Here is a 19,536-nt window from a genome sequence, read left to right on the forward strand (position 1 = left end):
AACCCGCCCCCTCAGTCGCGGGTCAGCTTGCGATGGGTGACACGGTGCGGGCGGGCAGCCTCGGCGCCCATCCGCTCCACCTTGTTCTTCTCGTACCCTTCGAAGTTGCCCTCGAACCAGAACCACTGAGCGGGGTTCTCGTCGGTGCCTTCCCAGGCCAGGATGTGCGTCGCGACCCGGTCGAGGAACCACCGGTCGTGCGAAATCACCACGGCGCAGCCGGGGAACTGCTCCAGCGCGTTCTCCAGCGAGCCCAGCGTCTCGACGTCCAGGTCGTTCGTCGGCTCGTCGAGCAGGATCAGGTTCCCGCCCTGCTTGAGCGTCAGCGCCAGGTTGAGCCGGTTGCGCTCACCACCGGAGAGCACGCCCGCCGGCTTCTGCTGGTCCGGGCCCTTGAACCCGAACGCGCTGACGTACGCCCGCGACGGCATTTCGGTCTGGCCGACGTGGATGTAGTCCAGCTCGTCGGAGACGACCTGCCAGACGGTCTTCTTCGGGTCGATCCCGCCGCGATTCTGGTCCACATAGGACAGTTTGACGGTCTCGCCGATCTTGACCTCACCGGCGTCCGCCTCCTCGAGCCCGACGATCGTCTTGAACAGCGTCGTCTTGCCGACGCCGTTCGGGCCGATCACGCCGACGATGCCGTTGCGCGGCAGGTCGAACGACAGGCCGTCGATGAGGACCCGGCCGTCGAAGCCCTTCTGCAGCTTCTCGACCTCGACCACGACGTTGCCCAGCCGCGGACCCGGCGGGATCTGGATCTCTTCGAAGTCGAGCTTGCGGTGCTTGTCCGCCTCCGCCGCCATCTCCTCGTAGCGGTCGAGGCGCGAGCGGGACTTCGTCTGCCGGGCCTTGGCGTTGGACCGCACCCACTCGAGCTCGGTCTTCAGGCGCTTCGCGAGCTTCTGGTCCTTCTTGCCCTGGACCTCGAGGCGCTCGCGCTTTTTCTCCAGGTACGTCGAGTAGTTGCCCTCGTAGCCGACGACCCGGCCGCGGTCGATCTCCATGATCCACTGGGCCACGTTGTCCAGGAAGTACCGGTCGTGGGTGACGGCGAGGACGGCGCCGGCGTAGCGGGAGAGGAACTGCTCCAGCCACAGGACACTTTCGGCGTCCAGGTGGTTGGTGGGCTCGTCGAGCAGCAGCAGGTCGGGCGCCGACAGCAGCAGCTTGCACAGCGCGACCCGGCGGCGCTCACCACCGGAGAGGTGGGAGACGCCTTCGTCCGGCGGCGGGCAGCGGAGCGCGTCCATGGCCTGCTCGACGGTCGAGTCGAGTTCCCAGGCGTCGGCGTGGTCCAGCTCCTCCTGGAGCTGGCCCATCTCGTCCATCAGCTCTTCGGAGTACTCGGTCTCCATGAGCTTGAGGACCTCGTTGTACCGGTCGAGCTTGACCTTGACCTCGCCGAGGCCCTCCTCGACGTTCTGCCGGACCGTCTTCTCCTCGTTGAGCTCCGGCTCCTGCATGAGGATGCCGACGGAGGCGCCGGGCTGGAGGAAGGCTTCGCCGTTGCTGGCCTGCTCGATCCCCGCCATGATCTTGAGAACGGTGGACTTACCGGCACCGTTCGGCCCCACCACGCCGATCTTGGCGCCGGGGTAGAACGCGGTGCTGACGTCGTCGAGGATGACCTTGTCCCCGACGGTCTTGCGCACCTTCTTCATGGTGTAGATGAACTCGGCCATACCCACGATCGTAGAGCGCACCTGATCGCGGCTCGACGCCGGTCACCGTCGGACTACCGAATGTCAGCCCGAGATCACGGCGAGAGTACCGAAACGGCCGTTTTCCCGGCAGCCGGACGGTGGCTCAACCTCAACTGGAACCCGAGGGTCGCTTGCCCTCGGCGAGGTTCTTCAGCATCGCGTTGTAGGCGTTCAGCTCTTCGTCGCCCGTCGCCGCTTCGCGCCGATCACTCCGCTTCGCCTCGCGCTCGTCCTGACGCGACCACTGCACCAGCAGCGCGATCAGCACCAGCAGCACCGGGATCTCGCCGGCCGCCCAGGCGATGCCGCCGCCGAGCCGCTGGTCGGCGAGCAGGTCGGTGACCCACGGCAGGTGCAGCTGGCCGTAGAACGCCTGGCCGATGACGGTCTGCTTGCTCATCAGGATCACGCCGAAGAACGCGTGGAACGGCATCGCGGCGAACATCATGCCGAGCCGGCCGAGGTACGGGATCCGCCGCGGCGCCGGGTCGACGCCGATCACCGGCCAGTAGAAGACGTACCCGGCGAGCAGGAAGTGCCCGTTCATCGCCAGGTGCGCCCAGTGGTACTGCAGCGCGTTGTCGAACAGGCCGGAGAAGTACAGCGCGTAGAACGAGCCGACGAACAGCAGCAGCGCGACCACCGGGTGAGTGAGGAACCGCGAAACCGGGGAGTGCACGAAGGCGACGATCCACTCGCGCGGCCCGGGCGGGGCGTCCTTGCCCGCGGCCGGCAGGGCACGCAGTGCGAGCGTCACCGGCCCGCCGAGCACGAGCAGCACCGGCGCGACCATCGACAGCAGCATGTGGTTGCCCATGTGCACGCTGAACATCGCGGGGGCGTACCGGCCGATGCCCGACGACGTCGCCATCAGCAGCACCACGCAGCCGGCGATCCAGGCGACCGTCCGGCCGACCGGCCAGGTGTCGCCCCGGCGCAGCAGCCGGCGGACCCCGGCGAGGTACAACCCGCCCATGACGAGCGCGAAAGTGCCGTAGATCAGGTCGAATCGGGTGTCGAAGAGCAGGCGCCAGAGCGTCGGCGCGCCGTCGAGGTTGTAGCCGATCAGCAGCTCGGTGGTGGACGGCTGGGTCACCGCGTCCGCCGGCGGTGGCGTCCGGGCCAGCCCGGACGCGATCCCGATGGTGACGAACATGATCAGGATCTCGACCGAGGCCAGGCGCAGCAGCTGGGCGCCGCCCTTGCCGTCCGTGCCGTCCTTGAGGTTCGCGACGCCCTTTTCGCGCTGCTGGTGACCGAACACCCCGAGCAGCAGCAGGGCGACCGTCTTGGCCACGACGAGCAGGCCGTAGTCGGTGGTGAAGAGGTCGTTGAGCCCGATCCGGACCAGCGCGTTGACCGCGCCGGAAAGCGCCATCACGATCCAGCAGATCAGCGCCAGCTTCGAGAACCGCTGCGCGGCCAGGCTCAGGTGGCCGCCGCGCCGGTACCCCAGCGCCAGCAGCGCGACCAGGCCGCCGACCCACAGCGCCGCGGCGACCAGGTGGAACAGCAGGCTGTTGGTGGCGACGTCGTGCGAGCCGCCGCTGGCGGAGTGCCCGGTGACGGCGACCGGGACCAGCCCGCCGACGGCCAGGAAGAACAGCACTGCCGTCCAGCCCCAGGACAGCGCGAGCCGGCAGCCGAGCGCGACGAGGATCGCGATCAGCGCCGTCCACAGCCACGCCTTGGGCTGTTCGATGGCGCCGACGAGGTCGAGGAGCGTCTGCGGGTCCAGGACGTCGCCGAAGGGCTTCCCGGCGGTGTCGGCGGCCGTGAAGGCGACCGAAAGCAGCGCCGCGGCGAACCACACCCACGCGGCGATCCCCGCCGCGCGCAGGGCGCCGTAGCCCTCGGGCGCGAGCGTCCCGGACTTCTGTGGCGGCACGAGGAAAGCGGCCAGCAGCAGCGCCCCGACGCAGATCACCGACGCGGATTCGGACACCACGCGCATGACGGTGATGCCGTACTTGGTGACCAGGCCCGGGTCGGGCAGGCCGGCGATGGCGTAGCCGGCCCCGCCGGTGAGCGCGATCAGGCCGATCGCGACCACGGCGGCCAGCAGGACGCCGACCACGAGCAGGGGCAGCACACTGGCCCGGCGCTGGGTGGGGACGTCGGATTTCGTGGCGGACACGCCCCTGAGGGTATGCCCCGCCCCGGTCAGGCCCGTGTGACGGGCAGGATGGGCGCGGTGAAGATGATCCTGCTCCGGCACGCCGAGTCGCTCGGCAACGTCGACGAGCTCGCCTACACGCGGATCCCCGACCACGCGCTGCCGCTGACCGCCGACGGCGAGCAGGAGGCCCGCGCGGTGGCGCCGGAGATCGCGCGGCTGCTGAACGGGACCCGGCCCGCGGTGTACGTCAGCCCGTACCTGCGCACCCGGGAGACGTTGCGGCTGCTGGACATCCAGGCGTCATGCGAGCGGCTGCTGCAGGAGCCGCGGCTGCGCGAGCAGGACTGGGGCAACCTGCAGGACCCGGCCGAGCAGGAGATCCAGAAGGCGCGGCGGCACGAGTTCGGGCACTTCTTCTACCGGTTGCCGTTCGGCGAGTCGGGCGCGGACGTCGACGACCGCGTCGCGGCGTTCCTCTCGGACCTTCGGATGCGGGAGGAAAGTCACCCCGAGACGGTACTGATCGTCTCCCACGGGCTCACGCTGCGGCTGCTCTGCCGACGGCTCTTCGGCTGGAGCATCGAGCTGTTCGAGTCCCTCTCCAACCCGGCGACCTGCGAATACCGTGTCCTTTCCGAATCCGACGGCAAGTGGGCGCTGGACCGCCCGTTCGCCCAGTGGCGGGACTCACCCGACGGGGAAACCCAGCTTTAGCGGCGCGGTCAGCACGACGCGGGTGCCGTGGCCGGGCGCCGAGTCGATCCGCGCGGCGCCCTCGATCTCGGCCATCCGCGCGTGGATCGAGTTCTCGATGCCGAACCCGGCGCGGCGCGCGCCGAGGTCGAAGCCGGTGCCGTGGTCGCGTACGGACACCGTGACGACACCTTCGCGCTCTTCGAGGCATACGACGGCCTTCGCCGTCCTCGCGTGCTTCAGGGTGTTTCGCAGGGCTTCGCGGGTTGCGTCGTGAAGGGCGTTGACGACGGCTTCGGGGACCTCGGTGGGCTTCGCGAGCACGACGAGGTCGACGCGGAGACCGTCGGCCGTCATCTCGACCGTCAGCGCGCCGAGCCGGTGTTCGAGCCCGCCCGGCTCGGCCGGCGTGCCGCCGTCGAGGCTCAGCCGCAGGCGCAGGGCGTGCGCGCGGGCGGTGCGGCGGACCTGGTCGAGGCTGCCTCGCGGGTCGAGCGCGTCCCCGGGGGCGGGCAGCGCGAGGGCCTCCATCACCTGCAGGACGGTGTCGTGGACGTCGCGGCGGTGCCGTTCGCGTTCGGCGGCCCGGCCGCGCTGCTCGCCGAGGCCGAGCGCGAACCGCATGGACCCGGCGACGAGCAGCACGATGGCCAGCGCCGTCACGGCGGCCGCGACCAGGGCGAGCAGGATCCACGTCGCGGGCGCCGACGTGCCCGACACCGCGGCCATGCCGTACCGCAGGAGCAGCGCGCCGGCGATCGCGACGGCCCCGGCGGGCGCGCCGCGCAGCAGGGTCCAGACCATGACCGTGCCCATGATGTTCGGCCAGGCCAAGGTCAGCAGCTCGGGCGAGTGCGCCGCGAACACGGCCGCGGCGAGGCTCGTCACGAGCGTGTACGCGGTATCGGCGGCCAGAACCGGCCGGATTCCGGTGGCCCGGCGGAAGACCCAGGCCACTTCGAGGAGATTCGGCACCAGGTAGAGGGCGACCGCGACCCCGAGCACCGGCGCGCTCAGCGGACCGCCGGACCAGACGGCCTGCAGGAACAGCGCCAGCCGGAACGCGACCGGCACCAGCACGAGCCGCGGCACGGCGTCCCGTACGAGCGTCGAACCCGTCCCGCCGAACCGCCCACCCCGGCCGGCGAGCGCCCCCGCTCCGCCGAGCAGCACAACCCTCACGACGTCCTCCCCGGACCAAGGCGCCCCCGCCTTGATCAGCCGACCTGAAATTGAAACGTCGCCGTATTCATTTCAGTTTACCGACGGGGTTCAGCTTGCCTCGCGCACCAGGAAACTGTCAACGCCCGGGCCGTGGCGGAAACGCGGGCCGCGGCACGGATTTCGTGCCGGGAACGACTATCGGCCGATCATCGCGTCCGCTTCTTCCCGCCGTCGTGACCGCCGGGCGGCGACCGCGGCGGGCAGGATCAACGCCGCGACGAGCGCGACGAAGACGAACGCCACGCCGTAGTCCGTCGCCTGCGCGATACCGCCGACGATCGGCGGGCCGCCGAGGAAGCCGGTGTAGGCGACGGCGGTGACGAAACCGATCTCGCGCTCGCCGCCGGTGCCGTCGCCGCGCTTCCCGGCGTCCCCGGCGAGGCTGAGGGCCATCGGGAAGGATGCGGCGAGGCCCGCGCCGGCCAGCGCGAACCCGGCGTAACCGGCGGCGGCGACCGGGATCGTGGCCGCGGTGACCAGCCCGGCGGCGGCGAGCGCGGCACCCGCGGCGAGGCAGCGGGTCGGGCCGAACCGGCGTTGCGCCCACGGACCCGCCAGCCGGGTCAGCGCCATGACCAGCTGGAACCCGGCGAAGGCCAGGGCCGCGGCGCCTTGGCCGACCCCGCGCTCGACCGTCATCAGCAGCGCCGACCAGTCCGACGACGCGCCTTCGGCGATGGCCGAGAACAGCGCGACCGCGGCGAGCAGCCACAGCACCGGCCGCCGGATCGGCGCCCGCGCCGGCGTGACCACGGGTTCTTCGGTGTGCCGGGGGCGGATGCCAGGGACGTCGCGGATCACGAGGGCCAGCACCAGGACCGCGACGACGGCGGCGACGGTGAGGTGGCGCGCCGGGGACCAGCCGTGGCCGGCGGCGAGGCCCGCGCCTAGCGAGCCGGCGAGCGCGCCGAAGCTGAACCCCGCGTGGAACACCGACATCACCGGCTTGCCGAGGCGGCGTTCGACCGCGACGCCGGCGACGTTCATCGCGACGTCGAGCATCCCGACGCTCGCGCCGATCACCAGCAGCGCCCCGGCCAGCAGCGGGACGGTCGGCGCGAAGCCGACCAGCACGAGCGAACCGGCGGCCATCGCGGTGCTCCCGGCGACGACCGCACGGGCGCCGGCCCGTTCGATCAGCCGTCCGGACACCGAGGCGGCGGCGAGCATCCCGACGCTGGCCCCGAGCAGAGCCAGGCCGAACACGCCGGGTGAGGCGTGCACCTGCGCGGTCAGCGCGGGCGTGCGCGACGCCCACGACCCCAGCGCGAGCCCGTTGAGGGCGAACACGGTGAACACCGCGAGCCGGTCTCGCATGTCTTCAGCGTGACTTAAGCGCTTCAGAAAGTCCACCTACCTGCGGTTAGACTGCGCGGATGACCCGGCGGCGCCGTCCCACGCTCGACGACGTCGCCGGTGCCGTCGGCGTCTCGCGCGCGACGGTTTCGAACGCCTACAACCGGCCCGACCAGCTGTCCGCCCGGCTGCGGGACGAGGTGCTGCGGGTGGCGGCCGAGCTGGGCTACCCCGGTCCGGACCCGACCGCGCGGAGTCTCGCAACCAGCCGCACGGGCGCGATCGCGGTCCTGCTGGACACGTCGCTGTCGATGGCGTTTTCGGACCCGGCGCTGTACCTGACGCTGGACGCGCTGGCGCGGGTGATCGATCCGCGCGGCCACGCGCTGCTGCTCCTGCCCGGCGGCGTTTTCGGCGGGCCGGCCGCCGACCGCGTGCTCACCGCGCAGGCCGACATCGCGATCGTCTACTCGCTGCCCGACGGTGCTCCGTCGCTGGAGGCGGTCCGCACGCGGGGGTTGCCGCTCGTGGTGATCGACCAGCCGCTGCTGCCCGGCACCGCGCGAGTCGGCTGCGCGGACCGGATCGGCGCGGCTTCGGCCGCGCGGCACCTGCTGGACCTGGGGCACCGGCGGTTCGGGATCTTCGCCGCGTGCAGCCACCTTCGGCCCGGCGGGGGTGCGCTGACCGTGGCGGAGGCCTCGGCGGCGCCGTTCCACGACGTCCGCGAACGGCTGGGTGGCTACCTGGACGAGCTGGGGTCGTGCTCGGTCGTCGTCGAGGAGGCGGCCGGGCTCAGCGCGGAGAGTGCGATGGCCGGGGCGTTCGCGCTGCTCGGGGCGTCGCCGCGGCCGACGGCGGTGCTGTGCATGTCCGACCAGCTGGCGCTGGCGGTGCTCGCCGCGGCTCGCGAGCTGGGGATCAGCGTGCCGGGTGAACTGTCGGTGGCCGGTTTCGACGACAGCCCGCCGGCGTCGTGGTCGCCGCCGCCGCTGACGACGGTCCGGCAGGACCTCGCGGCCAAGGGGCGGATCGCCGGGGAATTGGCGCTGGGGCTGCTGGACGACGGTTCGGTGCCGGCGCCGGTCGAGGTGCCGGTTTCGCTGGTGGTGCGCGGGAGTACGGGCCCCGGGTAGCACCGCCACTGTTTTTCTGCAAGACCTTCCTCTGCGACTGTGGACAACCTTTCCCTTGCCGGGCACTTGTCCACAGATTCGAAATCGCAGGCTGACAAATCCCCCACCGCCCGCCAATCTGGAATCACACGTTCACCGCGGCCCCCAAGAGCCGCGATTCCGGAGGGGAAATCCACCATGTCTTCACGTCGTCTTCGTTCCCGCCTGCCGCACGTCGTGATCCTGGCCATGGTCGGCCTGCTGACCAGCGTCGGAGCCGCGCACGCGGGCACGGATCCGGGCTGCCGCAAGGGCGAGTTCTGCCTGTGGCCGTCCGACGGTTACGCCGGCGAAATCCAGCGTTTCGACCTGCGCTCGGCCAATACCGAGGAATGCCTGCCACTGCCCGAAGGATTCGACGGGTCGTCGTTCGCAAATTTGATGACCCGCGACGTCACGGTGTACCAAGACGCGGAATGCTCGACGGAAGGAGATTTCGTCACCTATCCGGGTGGCGGCACGTACGTCCCGAACGCGCCGTTCCTGGTCCGAGGCATCCAGATCTGGGAGTGACCCCCTGACCCGGGCCCCGCAAAGCCGCCCGCTCCGTGGCAGGAGCCGGCTCGCGGCGGCGGCCGGGCCCGACCGGGGCCGCTCCCCCGAAGCGGCCCCACCCGTGGGCGCGCCCCCTGCGGCAGGGCGCGCCCACGGGCTCCCCGCAACCTGTCCCGGGGCCCCTGGCCCCTCAGGAGCCCCTCCGGGGCCTACGGGAGCAACTTCCGGGGCCTCACGCAGCGATCTGGGGCGCAACGAGCCCATCCGGGGCGCGCCGAGCCCCATCCGGGCTTCACGCGGCCTGATCCGAAACCTCACGCTCCCCATCCGAGGCCCCAGGCAGCCCTTCCAGGGGGCTCACGCACCCCATCCGGGCCTCACGCGGCCCGTCCGGGGCTCACACGGGGCCCATCCGGGGCTCATACGGCCCGTCCGGGGCTCACACGGGCCCATCCGGGGCGCACGGAGCCTGTTCCGGGCGGGCGGGAGGTCTGCTGGAGTTCTCGGGTGGCGCTTTCAGCCGACCGGGGGGGGCGAACTCCAGCAGGCCGCCCGCCGGGGACCGGGCAGCCGCCCGGCGCCCGCACCGTGGCACCACTCACCGTCCGCACCCAGCGACCCGACGAGCCACCGCTCACCACAGCCCCAACAGCCGGACCCGCGGCAGCCACAAAACCGACCACCTCAGCGGCCGGGCACCCGTCCGGCACGCACCCGCCAACGACGCCCGAGACCGAACCACCATTCGCCAAGACCCCGACGGCCCCCCAACCGCTCGGCAACCGCCAGGTCGACCGCACCCAGCGGCCGAACGCCAGGCGGCCGAGGTGGTCGCCCCCGACGTTCCTGCAGGCAGGAGCCTCCTGCACACGATTTCCCAGCAGAAAGGGGGCCGGCAACCGGGCTCGCCGCCCGCTGCGCCGGGCAAGCAGCGGTGCGCAGAAGCCCACGGCGCTGCCTGCCCGGCCGCGGGTCGAGCGGGCGAGCAGGGTTCTGGCTGGACACAGCAAGAGCCTTCTGATGGCCAGATTACAGGTTCCGGCCGCGCGGAAAAGCCCGCTCGGTCACGCTCAGCACTTCCCCGGACACAGGAGGAGGGGTCACATCGCTTCAAGCAGGGGACCAGGCGTCCGGTCACGACTGTGCGCGCAGAAACTCCCGAATTACGTCGAACGAGACCTGAAACGATTCGCCGGTGTCGAACGATCGACTGGGTGGCGACGACTAAGCTGCCAGTGCCGGGTCACCGGTAGCGGCCGTCGGCGCGGGCCCTCGTAGCTCAGCTGGATAGAGCAAGAGCCTTCTAATCTCTAGGTCGCAGGTTCGAGTCCTGCCGGGGGCGCCACCAGGGAAGACGCCGTGCGCAGCAGCGCACGGCGTGCCCCGGGCCAGTGATCGGGCCCACACTCGTCGCCTCGGCCGTACTCCCACCGTGGACGGTCCCGCGTCTCGTCCCCTCTCGCGTGCAGGACTCCGGAAGGCGCACCGCGTAAGCGCCCAGGTGGCCCAGTGGGTCCCGAACGAGTTCTTCCCGAAACAACCTTGTTACCTGACCGATCGACCGCAGCTTCGGTGCGCGCACGCACCCCACGATCGAGTGAAGCACCGAACGGAAAGGAGACCCACAGTGCACCAGGAAGCACCCGGCGGTCGTCACCGCCGACGACGGCAGAACACCATCACCCGGACAGCGCTCGACGAAGCCCGCCGCGCCGGGCTGGTCCAACGCCACTTGACCAAGCTCAGCCACCTCGCCGACCGCGCCCGCCCACTCCGGAACCACCGCCCCGAACGCCCAAAGAGCCAATGGAGCACCCGCCCTCCACATCGGACGCGGCTTGACGCCGGCGAGCGGGCAGGGCGGGCAAGAGGACCGGACCACCGGAGCCCGGCGGTCTTGTCTCCACAAGGACAGCGGTCCGGTGACACCGCGCGCGAAGCGCCACCCGCCATCGCCCGGCGGCGAACAGCATGGCTGAAGACGCCGGCCCGGTTGTGCCGGTGCCACGCTTGCTGCGGTGAATCCAGGCGCAGTCCGAACATCGTGGGAGTCACTCTTGAGCGGGGACAGCGATGCAGATACGTGAGCTTTCCGTCGAAGGTGCCCTGGAAATCACGCCGAACCCGATTTCAGACGATCGCGGCCTCTTCGTCTCGCCGTTCCAGGAGACGCCGTTCCGGCTGGCCACCGGTCGGCGGCTCTTCAGTGTGGCCCAGACCAGTCACAGCCGGTCGCGCCGGGGCGTGGTCCGGGGTGTGCACTTCACGGCGACGCCGCCCGGCTGTGCCAAATACGTCTACTGCCCCCGGGGATCGGCGATCGATGTCGTCGTGGACATCCGCGTCGATTCACCGACCTTCGGCAACTGGGACGCCGTGGTGGTCGATCAGGAGCACTTCCGTGCGGTCTACTTCCCGGTCGGCGTCGGCCACGCGTTCATCGCGTTGCAGGACGACACCGTGATGTCCTACCTGTTTTCCGGGGAGTACGTGCCGGAGAACGAGCTCGCGCTCTCGGTGACGGACCCCGAGCTCGGACTTCCGCTGCCGCAGGACCTCACACCGATCCTGTCCGCGCGCGACCGAGTCGCGCCGACGCTCGCCGAAGCCCGGGAACGCGGATTGCTTCCGCACTACGACAAGTGCAAAGCCGCCGAAGTGGCCTTGGGGCACTGACCGGGCATGCCGGTTACGGAGATCGGAGCCAATCATTCGGATCCTGTTCACCACCGAGCCGCTGCTCGGGCACTTCTTCCCGCTGGTCCCGCTCGCCTGGGCCTGCCGGGCGGCGGGGCACGAGGTGCTGGTCGCCGTCCCGGAAAACTTCGTCGACACTGTCCTGCGGTCCGGGCTGCCCGCGGTGTCGAGCGGGCCGCCGATGGACTTCGTCGAGCTGGGCCCGGACCTGTCCACGCACCCGATCGAACAGCGGCGGCACGTGCACGGCCGGGTGTTCGGGCGGATCGCCGCCGCGACGCTCCCGCGCATGCTGTCCATTGTGGACGCCTGGCGGCCCGATGTCGTGCTGAGCGAGCGTGCCGAGTTCGCCGGCCCGCTCGCCGCGGCCGCGCACGGAACGCCGTTGGCCGACGTGCGCTGGGGTGTGGCCGAACTGCCGGAGTACCGCGCGGGTGCGGTCGAGGTGCTCGCCGGCTCGCCGGTCGCGGCGGGACTGGCTCTTCCCGAGCCCACTCTGTCGCTGAGCCCGTGGCCACCCAGCCTGCGCCTGCCGCACGCGACGGGCCAGCTGAGCTTCCGGCACGTGTCCTACAACGGCACCGCGCACATTCCCGACTGGGCGCTGGCGCCGCGCACGAAGCCCCGGATCTGCCTGACGCTCGGTACACTGGTTCCCCTTTTCGGAATTCCCGACCTGCACGGGAAAATGCTGGCCGTCGTGCGGGAGCTCGGCCGGCTGGACGTCGACGTGGTGATCGCGGTCGACGAGCGGGCCATGGCTTCCTGGGGTCCCTTGCCGGAAAACGTCAGCCAGGCCGGCCGGATGCCGCTGCACCAGGTGCTCGGCGCCTGCGATGTCCTGATCCAGCACGGCGGCCAGGGAACCACGCTGACCGCGTTCTCCGCCGGTGTGCCACAACTGGCGCTGCCGCAGTTCGACGACCAGTTCGAAAACGCGGACGCGGTCGCCAAGGCCGGCGCGGGGATCAGGATGCTGCCGGACGAAGTCACCCCGAGAGCCGTGGCCGCGCATTGCGAAGAACTGCTCGGCACGCCCGCGTTCGCCGCGGCTGCTTCGGCCGTCGCCCGCGAGATGGCGGCGCAGCTCTCACCTCTCGATGTCGTCGCCAATCTCGAGGCTCTGGGCGGATGAACGCCCGCCGGAACAGAGCACGGGCGAAGGTGCCCTTCGGTGGGAGACGGTGTCAAGGTCGGCTGAAAGGCACCACGAGCGCACGGGGAGGCCTCTCATAAGCGAGGCCACGGTGGATCCGGCGGCGGTTCCGGAGTGGATCGCCGGCACGTGGACCGTCGACCACTTCCACTCCGCGGTGGGGTTCTCCGTCCGGCACCTGATGAGCAAGGTGCGCGGCAGTTTCACCGAATTCACCGCGCAGATCGTGACCGCCGACGACCTCGCCCGGTCGACCGTCACCGCCGACATCGACCTGGCTTCGGTCGACACCGGCCTCAAGATGCGTGACGACCACCTGCGCTCGGCCGACTGGTTCCGGGCCGAGGAGAACACGAAGATGCGGTTCGTCAGCACCGGCCTGCGTCCGGACGGGGAGCACTGGGTGCTCACCGGCGACCTCACGATCGTGGAGACCACCCGGCCGGTCGACATCCGGCTCGAGCTGCTCGGCATCGACCCGACCGGACTCGAGGGCGAAACCCGCATCGGCTTCGAAGGGCGGGCCACGATCAAGCGCTCCGACTTCGGGCTCACCTTCGGCCTCGCGGTCGACGGCAGCAAGGTCGTCATCGGCGACAAGGTCGACATCACGCTGGACATCGAAGCCGTTCTCAACACCTGACGAGCAGGCGGCCCGGGCTCGTGAGCCCGGCCCGCACCCGGTCAGGCCGGGGCGTCGAGCAACTCCGCCAGACCCGCGTAGCCCGCGTTCTTCAGCCGCTCGCCCGAGGTCGTCGTGTAGCCCTCGGCGGCGCGGATGCCGAGTCCCTCGACCATCCGGTTCATGAAGTTGAACAGGGCGCAGACCAGAACGGCGTCGTGGAGCGCACGCTCGTCCCAGCCGGCCGCGAAGACCGCTTCGGCGTCCGCGTCGGTCATTTTCGCCGGCGTCCTCGTCAGCTTGCCCACGTAGGCGAGCACCGGCTTGAGGCGGGCGTCCACCGGGGCGGACTCGAGGTCGGCGAGCACCGCCGTCAGCGTGCCCTCCGGGATGCCGAACGCCTCGGCGGTGACGGCGTGGATCCCGTGGCAGTAATCGCAGCTGTTCACGCCGGACACGTAAGCCGCGATCAGCTCACGCTCGCCCGGCGTGAACGGGGACTCGCCGCGCAGCACCAGCTCGTGGAAGGCCAGCAGGTGCCGGGCCGGCTCGGGGTAGGCCTGGAACACCTGGAGCAGGGTCGTCTCGGCCGGCAGGGACTTCAGGTAGGACATCGCGGGTCCTTTCCGTTCGATGGTGTGTCGGCGCGGGGATCGACGTCCGCGCGGCGCAGCACGCACGCGGTCAGGTACGCGATCGAAGCGTGCCCCGCGCCCGGCGCGACGGCGGCGACGCGCGCGGCGGTCTTGACCCACTCCTGGCGGAGCGAGCCCGGGGTGTCCGCCGCCGGCTCGTCGAGGGCGGAGCGCACCGAACGCCAATGGGCCCGGCCGAGGGCGACCAGGCCCGGCAGGTCGAAACTGCTGCCCCCGTGGCGCACCTGGTCGACCAGCTGGGTGACCAGCGCCGGATCGTCGGCGATCCGCGCCAGGCCCAGCCCGCCGAGCAGGCGGTCGGGATCGAGGCCGAGCAGGATGATGCCGACCTCGACGTCGGCGGGCGCGTCGACGTCGGGCAGGGCGAACCGGCTGTCGTCGGGCAGGGCGAACCGGCTGCCGGCGGGCTCAGACACCGACGGCCTCCCGGAGCGTCCGGACGGGGCTTTCCTCGCGGACGGCGGCCGCGATGGCCGCGGCCGCCCGGGTCGTCGCCACGCGGTGCCCGTCGATGTTCCGGGCCGCCGGGCCGAGGACCATCGCCGTGGCGGCGCCGACCGCCGAGACGCGGGGGGCGCGCTCGAAGACCAGGGTGCGCTCGTCCAGGGCCGGCCACCCGTCGCGCTCGCCGACCAGTTCGGCGGGCAGCAGGCCGTCGCCGATCGACGGTGCCGTGCCCAGCGCCAGGACGGCGTGGTCGGCGGCGATCCGGCGGCCGCTCGCGAGGCGCACCGTCACCGTCCCGCCGACGCCGGTCGCGATCCGGGCCACGGTTTCGCCGCGGTAGACGACCAGCCGGCCGTCCGCTTCGGCTTGCCGGAGCAACGGCTGGAACTCGAACATGATCGACGCCCGGCGGAACTGGTTCATCAGGGCGAGCCGGTCGTCCCAGCCGACGCTGTCGAACCGCTTGCGGCCCTCCGGGCGGAAGAACGTCGAGTTGACGTCGGCGCACTGGTACCGCTCGCCGGGGTCGCGCAGCACCCAGTGCACCTCCCGCCCGGCCGAAAGCGCGTTGGTGATCAGGTGCGCGGCGGTCAGCCCGGCACCGACGACGATCTGCCGCCCGCCGTCCGGCACGGGCTCGTCCCAGTACGAGATCCCGGGGGGTGTCGGGCCGCCGCCCCACCACGAATCCGGCGCCGGGCGCCGTTCCTCGCCGAGGCAGAGCACGACGTGGCGGGCGGTGACGGTGAAGGCGCCGGCGTGCACCGTGACCGCGTCGGCGGCCGGCAGCACCTCGCGGACCTCGCCCCGCCACGTCTTCTCCGTGACGTGGTGGCTCGCCGCCAGATGCGCGCAGTAGGCCTCGAAGACGTCCACCGGCACGACGGACCGGTGACCGGCCTGCGACATCCGGATCTCCCGGCGCTCGACCGGGGTCAACCGCGCCCAGTGCAGCCGGGCGAAGTCGACCAGCTCGCAGTCGCGGTAGCCCTCGACTCCCGGGTGGTGCTCGTAGGGCGAGCGCAGCACGCGCTGGCCGAGCCGGTCGATCCGGTCGAGGAACCGCCCGCACGGACGGCCGTCGCGGTCGAGCACCACGACGTCGCGGACGCCGTGGTGCCACAGCGCCGACGTCACGGCGAGCCCGGCGGGCCCCGCCCCGACGACGACGACCTCCGCCGTCGCGGGCGGCCGGGTTTCGCGGCCCGCGGCCGGCGCGGCGGGCAACCGCGGCCAGTCACGGCCGCGGGGTGAATCAAGCAGGTGCGGTTCCGGGACGAACTTGATCACGAACTCCCCCTCACGCCCGAGTCCGGGACCGGGCGCCGGTTCAGCCGATCACCGTGATCGGGACGATCAGCTCGACCACCGGTCGCTGCCGCATCCCGTTGGTGACCAGCTCCTCGAGCGTCTGCTGCGACCGCTCGGCGCTGTCGGTGGCGATCGGGCTGTACCGGGAGGAGAAGTACGTCGGCTTGCGGCTGCCGGTTTCCATCGAGTACGTCTTGAGCACGGCCTCGCCCGGCCGGACCTCACCGTCGTAGAAGGTCAGCCGCCGCTGGTCGGGCGTCATGAAACTCTTCGCGAACTGGGGCGACATCAGCGCGGCGTCGTCGATGAACACCGAGTCCTCGTCCAGCACCGCCTGCATGGCGACCCACGTCCGGTCGGTCAGGTTGGTCTCGGCCTTGATGACCTGCCAACGCCCCGGCTCCGGCAGGCTGACACTCACCGAAACGTCGTGATCGGTGGTGTCGATCGCGCCGGTGATCATGAGTACCCGGCGGCCGACATCGGCCACGCCGGTGAGCTGGATGTCCCGGGCGCGGACCCGGCTGGAAACATCGAGTCCTGGCAATTCGGGCGACGACATGACGAAGCCTCCTCGTTATTCACCCCAGAAAATAACGGCCGCAACGGCGAACATGACGAGGTTTTCATACCACAAGAGACATTGTCAAGATGAGGAATTCCCGTTCCGTCGCATGCATTGCCCCAGCAGGGAACGTACGCCATCCGGGCGACGGCTTACCCCGTTCGGCGCAGTGCCGCTCATTCGGCCGCCGGACGCCGCCCGACCCTCCCGGTCACGAACCGTCATGGGGACCGAGCCGCGGCAGCCTGGCCGGAGTAAGCCTCAGCGTCAGCTCGCGACCGGTGCTCACTGACCCGAAGAGCCCGGACGGGCCGGCGCGTCGACGCCGTCCTGCCGACTGCCGACATATCGGATCTCGAATGCGGATTCCGCCCGCTGCACCATTATCTTCAGCACCAGACCCGGTTTCACCATAATCATGAAATTACCGGGATCGTGCGGGTCGCCGAAAATGTCGTAGACCAGGAAAGCCGACCCGTCGCTCACACCGAACAATGCCTCGTAGACGACATTCCGTTCGGCCTGTGTCGCCGACTCGGCCCAGTCCTCGAGCACCTGCACTCCCGCGGTGAGCTGGAGGCGCATCGCCATCCACCGGCCTCCCAACCGAACTTCGGCCGGGCGCCGGGCGCGCACGGCGATTCCCGCCCCGCACTCCGGCCCCGGTGAGGTTCCAGTGTCCCGCCCTCGCGGTGACCGCGTCATCTCCGTGCGTGCGCCGGACCGGCAGGCGCGCGCCCGTGACGCGGCACCCGCCCGGCCACCGGACGTTCAGTTGTAACCGAGAACGATGTGCTCACGCAGGTACTCCCGCTCGGCCGGCGCGGCCGGTTCCCGCGGCGAGTCCGCGCGCGGGCGGCCGCTCGGTTCGGCCGCTATCCGTCGGCCCGGCCCTTCCCGGCCGGCAACGCTGGAGCTGTCATGGCGTTTCCTCCGTTCTCCCTCCCCGGCCCGGCAAGCTCACGAATCGGACGAATCTCGCCGCATTCCGGGATACCGGCCGTCGAGTGGCCGAGGCGGTTCGACGGCAGCGGTTCAGCGCGAGGGCGAGTGCCTCACCGCGGCGTCCGCGCGGTGACTTCCGCTCACGCGGCATCCCGCAGCCGGACCTCGTAGTCGTGCTCGATCTCGGCGACGATGTCGGACCAGACGATGCCCCGCCCCAGCCGGGGCATCGGCCGGGCCTGCCGGCCGTCCGGCACGTCCGTCATGGCGGTCGGAACCGTGTCGGAGCCGGGCCGGATGGGCTCGATGGCGTCGCTGGCGGTCATGGCAGGACCCTCCTCGGTCGGGACGGTCCCGGCTCGGCCGGGACCGTTGTCGTCGTCATGGGCACAGTGGGCAGGGCGGCCGCGCCGGCCTGCCGGTCGGTGAGGCGTCCGGTCGCGTGCAACCAGGCGACCGTGTCGCGCACGGTGCGGGCCACCGGCCGCGCCGGGACGCCGGCCCCGGGTGCGTCCGCGGCGACGGGCACGGCGGAGGCGCAGACGTAGAGCGCGCCGTACTCGGCCGGGATGTGCCACGGCCAGCCGCGCTGCAGCAAGTCGGCACCCCGGCCGACCGGGAACATCGCCCGCGCCGGGAGGAACGCCGCCGGCAGGCGCCGCCCGGTCGCGGCCCGGACCACGGCGAGGTACTCGCGGGTGGTCAGGAAGTGGCCAGGCCCGAAGTACCCGTCGCCGGGCACGCCGTCGAACAGCCGCGCGTGCAGTTCCGCCGAGTCGCGGACGTCGCCGATCGGCAGCCCGCCCGACGGCCAGATCGGCATCAGCCCGCGCAGCAGGTCCCGCAGCCGCGCGTTCTGGTCGCCCAGGTGCGGGTCGTGCGGTCCGAGCAGCGCCGGCGGGTGGGTGACGGTGACCGGGACGCCGTCGGCGCGGTGCGCGCGGGCGATCCGCTCGGCCTCGGCCTTCGAGGCGAGGTAGGCCTCCCGCGGGGTGCCGACCGGGCTCGCCGCCCCGATCGTCGGCCCGGCCGCCGGGTACAGCGCCCCGACGGTGGAGACGTGCACGATCCGCCCGGTGCCCGCCCGGCGTGCGGCGGCGAGCACGACTTCGGTGCCGCCCGCGTTCACCCGCCACAGCTCGGCCCGGCGCCTGCTGTCGAAGGTGTAGACGCCCGCCGCGTGCAGCAGCGCGTCCGCACCGTCGACCAGCCGGGCGACGGCAGCGGGGTCCGTGACGTCGCCGGTCACGACGTCCACAGTGGACGGCACGGTCCGGCCGGGGTCGCGGGCGAGCAGCCGTACCCGGTGCCCGCGCCGCAGCAGGGCCGCGACCGTGTGGGTCCCGAGGAAGCCGGTGCCGCCGGTGACCGCGATCAGCATGACGTTCGCCTCCCTCAGGCCGCGCGGGCCCGCCCGTCGATCCGGTGGTAGCCGCCGCCGTAGAAGACGAGCGCGTGTTCGCCCTCGCCGCGGCTGGTGGCGACCACCCGGCCGAGGAAGATCGAGTGGTCACCACCCGACACCACCTGGGCGAGCTCGCATTCCAACCACGCCAGCGCGCCGGTGAGCAGCGGTGCGCCGGTCAGGTCGCCCGCCGTGTAGCCGACCGCGTCGAACTGGGCGATCCCGTCGGGACGGCGCCAATCGGCGAAGTACTTCGACAGCTCCTGCTGCTCGGCCGCGAGGATATTGACCCCGAACGAGCCCGCGGTGACGATCGCGGTGTGCATCCGGGCCGCCTTGGACACGCAGCACAGCACCATCGGCGGTTCCAGCGACACCGACGAGAACGCGTTGGCGGTCATGCCGTGCGCGTCCTCCCCGCCCGCCGTCAGCACCGTCACCCCGGTCGCGAACTGGGCCATCACCTGCCGCAGGCCCGGCTGGACGGAGAGGCCACTGCGGGCGCGTGACGTCCGCAGCCGTTTGAGTACGGGAGCCCCCTCGGAAGGCTCTGCGTCGTAGCCCACGTCAGACTCCCCTGCCGTTGACCGCGGCCGTCGCGTAGGGCGCCAGCGCTTCGCGCAGCTGCTCGGGGACCCGTGACGGCACGGTGGCCGTGTTCGGCCCGCGCATGCAGGCGATCCGCTGCCGACCCCGCGCCACGAGCCGCTCCTCGCCGTCGGTGGTGAGGTGGACGTAGTCGAAGGCGAACTGCACCTGCGTCGAGGTGAGTTCCTCCAGCCGCATCCGGATGGACAGCTCGTCGAACGCGGTGATCTCGGCGAAGAACTCGCACTCCACCTTGAGGGTGAACAGCTTGAGGTCGTGGCGGACCTCTTCGAGCACCGCCGGCGCCTTTTCCTTCAGGAACATCTCGCGGCACCGGCCCTGCCAGCGCACGTAGTTCACGTAGTAGACGTTGCCCACCAGGTTGGTCTCTTCGAAGCCGACCGTGTGGCGGATCTCGTAGTAGTCGGACATC

At 71.4% G+C, this 19,536-nt stretch carries 19 protein-coding genes and 1 tRNA gene; 7 read left to right on the plus strand and 13 right to left on the minus strand.

What is annotated here, in order from left to right; all coding sequences use genetic code 11:
- Positions 1-11: 11 nt before the first annotated feature.
- Together ettA and ACLJQF_RS37870 are read right to left on the minus strand one after the other, a co-directional pair.
- Entirely contained in the window at positions 12-1,688 is a 1,677-nt protein-coding gene (gene ettA / locus ACLJQF_RS37865; RefSeq protein ID WP_410615099.1) for an energy-dependent translational throttle protein EttA, read from the minus strand.
- A 130-nt stretch (positions 1,689-1,818) separates the two neighbouring features.
- A complete protein-coding gene (locus ACLJQF_RS37870) occupies positions 1,819-3,846 on the minus strand; it encodes a cytochrome c oxidase assembly protein (protein ID WP_410615100.1) in 2,028 nt (675 codons plus the stop codon).
- A 57-nt stretch (positions 3,847-3,903) separates the two neighbouring features.
- Between ACLJQF_RS37870 and ACLJQF_RS37875 the strand changes: the two genes are divergently transcribed.
- Positions 3,904-4,542 (plus strand): phosphoglycerate mutase family protein, encoded by a 639-nt coding sequence (locus tag ACLJQF_RS37875; protein WP_410615101.1) that lies wholly within the window; start codon positions 3,904-3,906, stop codon positions 4,540-4,542.
- Here the strand turns inward: ACLJQF_RS37875 and ACLJQF_RS37880 are convergent.
- Together ACLJQF_RS37880 and ACLJQF_RS37885 are read right to left on the minus strand one after the other, a co-directional pair.
- Positions 4,516-5,694 carry a sensor histidine kinase gene (locus ACLJQF_RS37880; RefSeq protein ID WP_410615146.1) on the minus strand — a complete coding sequence of 393 codons (1,179 nt, stop codon included), beginning with the start codon at positions 5,692-5,694 and terminating at the stop codon, positions 4,516-4,518. The two genes, ACLJQF_RS37875 and ACLJQF_RS37880, sit on opposite strands and share 27 nt — an antisense overlap.
- A 186-nt stretch (positions 5,695-5,880) precedes the next feature.
- Entirely contained in the window at positions 5,881-7,062 is a 1,182-nt protein-coding gene (locus tag ACLJQF_RS37885; RefSeq protein WP_410615102.1) for an MFS transporter, read from the minus strand.
- A 59-nt stretch (positions 7,063-7,121) separates the two neighbouring features.
- On the opposite strand from ACLJQF_RS37885, the gene ACLJQF_RS37890 reads away from it, so the two are divergent.
- From ACLJQF_RS37890 to ACLJQF_RS37915, 6 genes are all read left to right on the plus strand, one after another.
- Positions 7,122-8,177, plus strand: a complete 1,056-nt coding sequence (locus tag ACLJQF_RS37890; RefSeq protein WP_410615103.1) for a LacI family DNA-binding transcriptional regulator — start codon at positions 7,122-7,124, stop codon at positions 8,175-8,177.
- A 177-nt stretch (positions 8,178-8,354) separates the two neighbouring features.
- Positions 8,355-8,729 (plus strand): peptidase inhibitor family I36 protein, encoded by a 375-nt coding sequence (locus ACLJQF_RS37895; RefSeq protein ID WP_410615104.1) that lies wholly within the window; start codon positions 8,355-8,357, stop codon positions 8,727-8,729.
- A gap of 1,250 nt (positions 8,730-9,979) precedes the next feature.
- Positions 9,980-10,056 (plus strand) — tRNA-Arg (locus ACLJQF_RS37900).
- 728 nt (positions 10,057-10,784) lie between these two features.
- The gene (locus ACLJQF_RS37905; protein ID WP_410615105.1) at positions 10,785-11,387 is read left to right on the plus strand and encodes a dTDP-4-dehydrorhamnose 3,5-epimerase family protein; all 603 of its coding nucleotides are present in this window, start codon (positions 10,785-10,787) and stop codon (positions 11,385-11,387) included.
- Between the two features lie 82 nt (positions 11,388-11,469).
- Positions 11,470-12,543: a nucleotide disphospho-sugar-binding domain-containing protein gene (locus tag ACLJQF_RS37910; RefSeq protein ID WP_410615147.1), complete on the plus strand. Its 1,074-nt coding sequence runs from the start codon at positions 11,470-11,472 to the stop codon at positions 12,541-12,543.
- A gap of 112 nt (positions 12,544-12,655) precedes the next feature.
- A complete protein-coding gene (locus tag ACLJQF_RS37915) occupies positions 12,656-13,207 on the plus strand; it encodes a YceI family protein (protein ID WP_410615106.1) in 552 nt (183 codons plus the stop codon).
- Between the two features lie 41 nt (positions 13,208-13,248).
- On the opposite strand, the gene ACLJQF_RS37920 is transcribed toward ACLJQF_RS37915, so the two are convergent.
- The 9 genes from ACLJQF_RS37920 to ACLJQF_RS37960 form a co-directional block, all read right to left on the minus strand.
- Positions 13,249-13,800 carry a carboxymuconolactone decarboxylase family protein gene (locus ACLJQF_RS37920; protein ID WP_410615107.1) on the minus strand — a complete coding sequence of 184 codons (552 nt, stop codon included), beginning with the start codon at positions 13,798-13,800 and terminating at the stop codon, positions 13,249-13,251.
- A complete protein-coding gene (locus tag ACLJQF_RS37925; RefSeq protein WP_410615108.1) occupies positions 13,788-14,258 on the minus strand; it encodes a DUF6187 family protein in 471 nt (156 codons plus the stop codon). Before ACLJQF_RS37925 ends, ACLJQF_RS37920 begins: the two co-directional genes overlap by 13 nt.
- Positions 14,251-15,579 (minus strand): NAD(P)-binding protein, encoded by a 1,329-nt coding sequence (locus tag ACLJQF_RS37930; protein ID WP_410615109.1) that lies wholly within the window; start codon positions 15,577-15,579, stop codon positions 14,251-14,253. Before ACLJQF_RS37930 ends, ACLJQF_RS37925 begins: the two co-directional genes overlap by 8 nt.
- Positions 15,580-15,619: 40 nt before the next feature.
- A complete protein-coding gene (locus ACLJQF_RS37935; protein ID WP_410615110.1) occupies positions 15,620-16,162 on the minus strand; it encodes a DUF6423 family protein in 543 nt (180 codons plus the stop codon).
- A gap of 288 nt (positions 16,163-16,450) precedes the next feature.
- Entirely contained in the window at positions 16,451-16,756 is a 306-nt protein-coding gene (locus ACLJQF_RS37940; protein WP_410615111.1) for a DUF6235 family protein, read from the minus strand.
- A gap of 494 nt (positions 16,757-17,250) precedes the next feature.
- The gene (locus tag ACLJQF_RS37945) at positions 17,251-17,436 is read right to left on the minus strand and encodes a DUF6222 family protein (RefSeq protein WP_360685667.1); all 186 of its coding nucleotides are present in this window, start codon (positions 17,434-17,436) and stop codon (positions 17,251-17,253) included.
- Positions 17,433-18,491: an NAD-dependent epimerase/dehydratase family protein gene (locus ACLJQF_RS37950; protein ID WP_410615112.1), complete on the minus strand. Its 1,059-nt coding sequence runs from the start codon at positions 18,489-18,491 to the stop codon at positions 17,433-17,435. The genes ACLJQF_RS37945 and ACLJQF_RS37950 overlap by 4 nt, the downstream gene beginning before the upstream one ends.
- A 14-nt stretch (positions 18,492-18,505) precedes the next feature.
- A complete protein-coding gene (locus ACLJQF_RS37955) occupies positions 18,506-19,081 on the minus strand; it encodes a flavin reductase family protein (RefSeq protein WP_410615113.1) in 576 nt (191 codons plus the stop codon).
- A gap of 1 nt (position 19,082) precedes the next feature.
- Positions 19,083-19,535: an acyl-CoA thioesterase gene (locus ACLJQF_RS37960; RefSeq protein WP_410615114.1), complete on the minus strand. Its 453-nt coding sequence runs from the start codon at positions 19,533-19,535 to the stop codon at positions 19,083-19,085.
- Position 19,536 lies beyond the last annotated feature (1 nt).

The organism is Amycolatopsis sp. lyj-109 (genome assembly GCF_046548995.1).
Lineage (GTDB): Bacteria > Actinomycetota > Actinomycetes > Mycobacteriales > Pseudonocardiaceae > Amycolatopsis.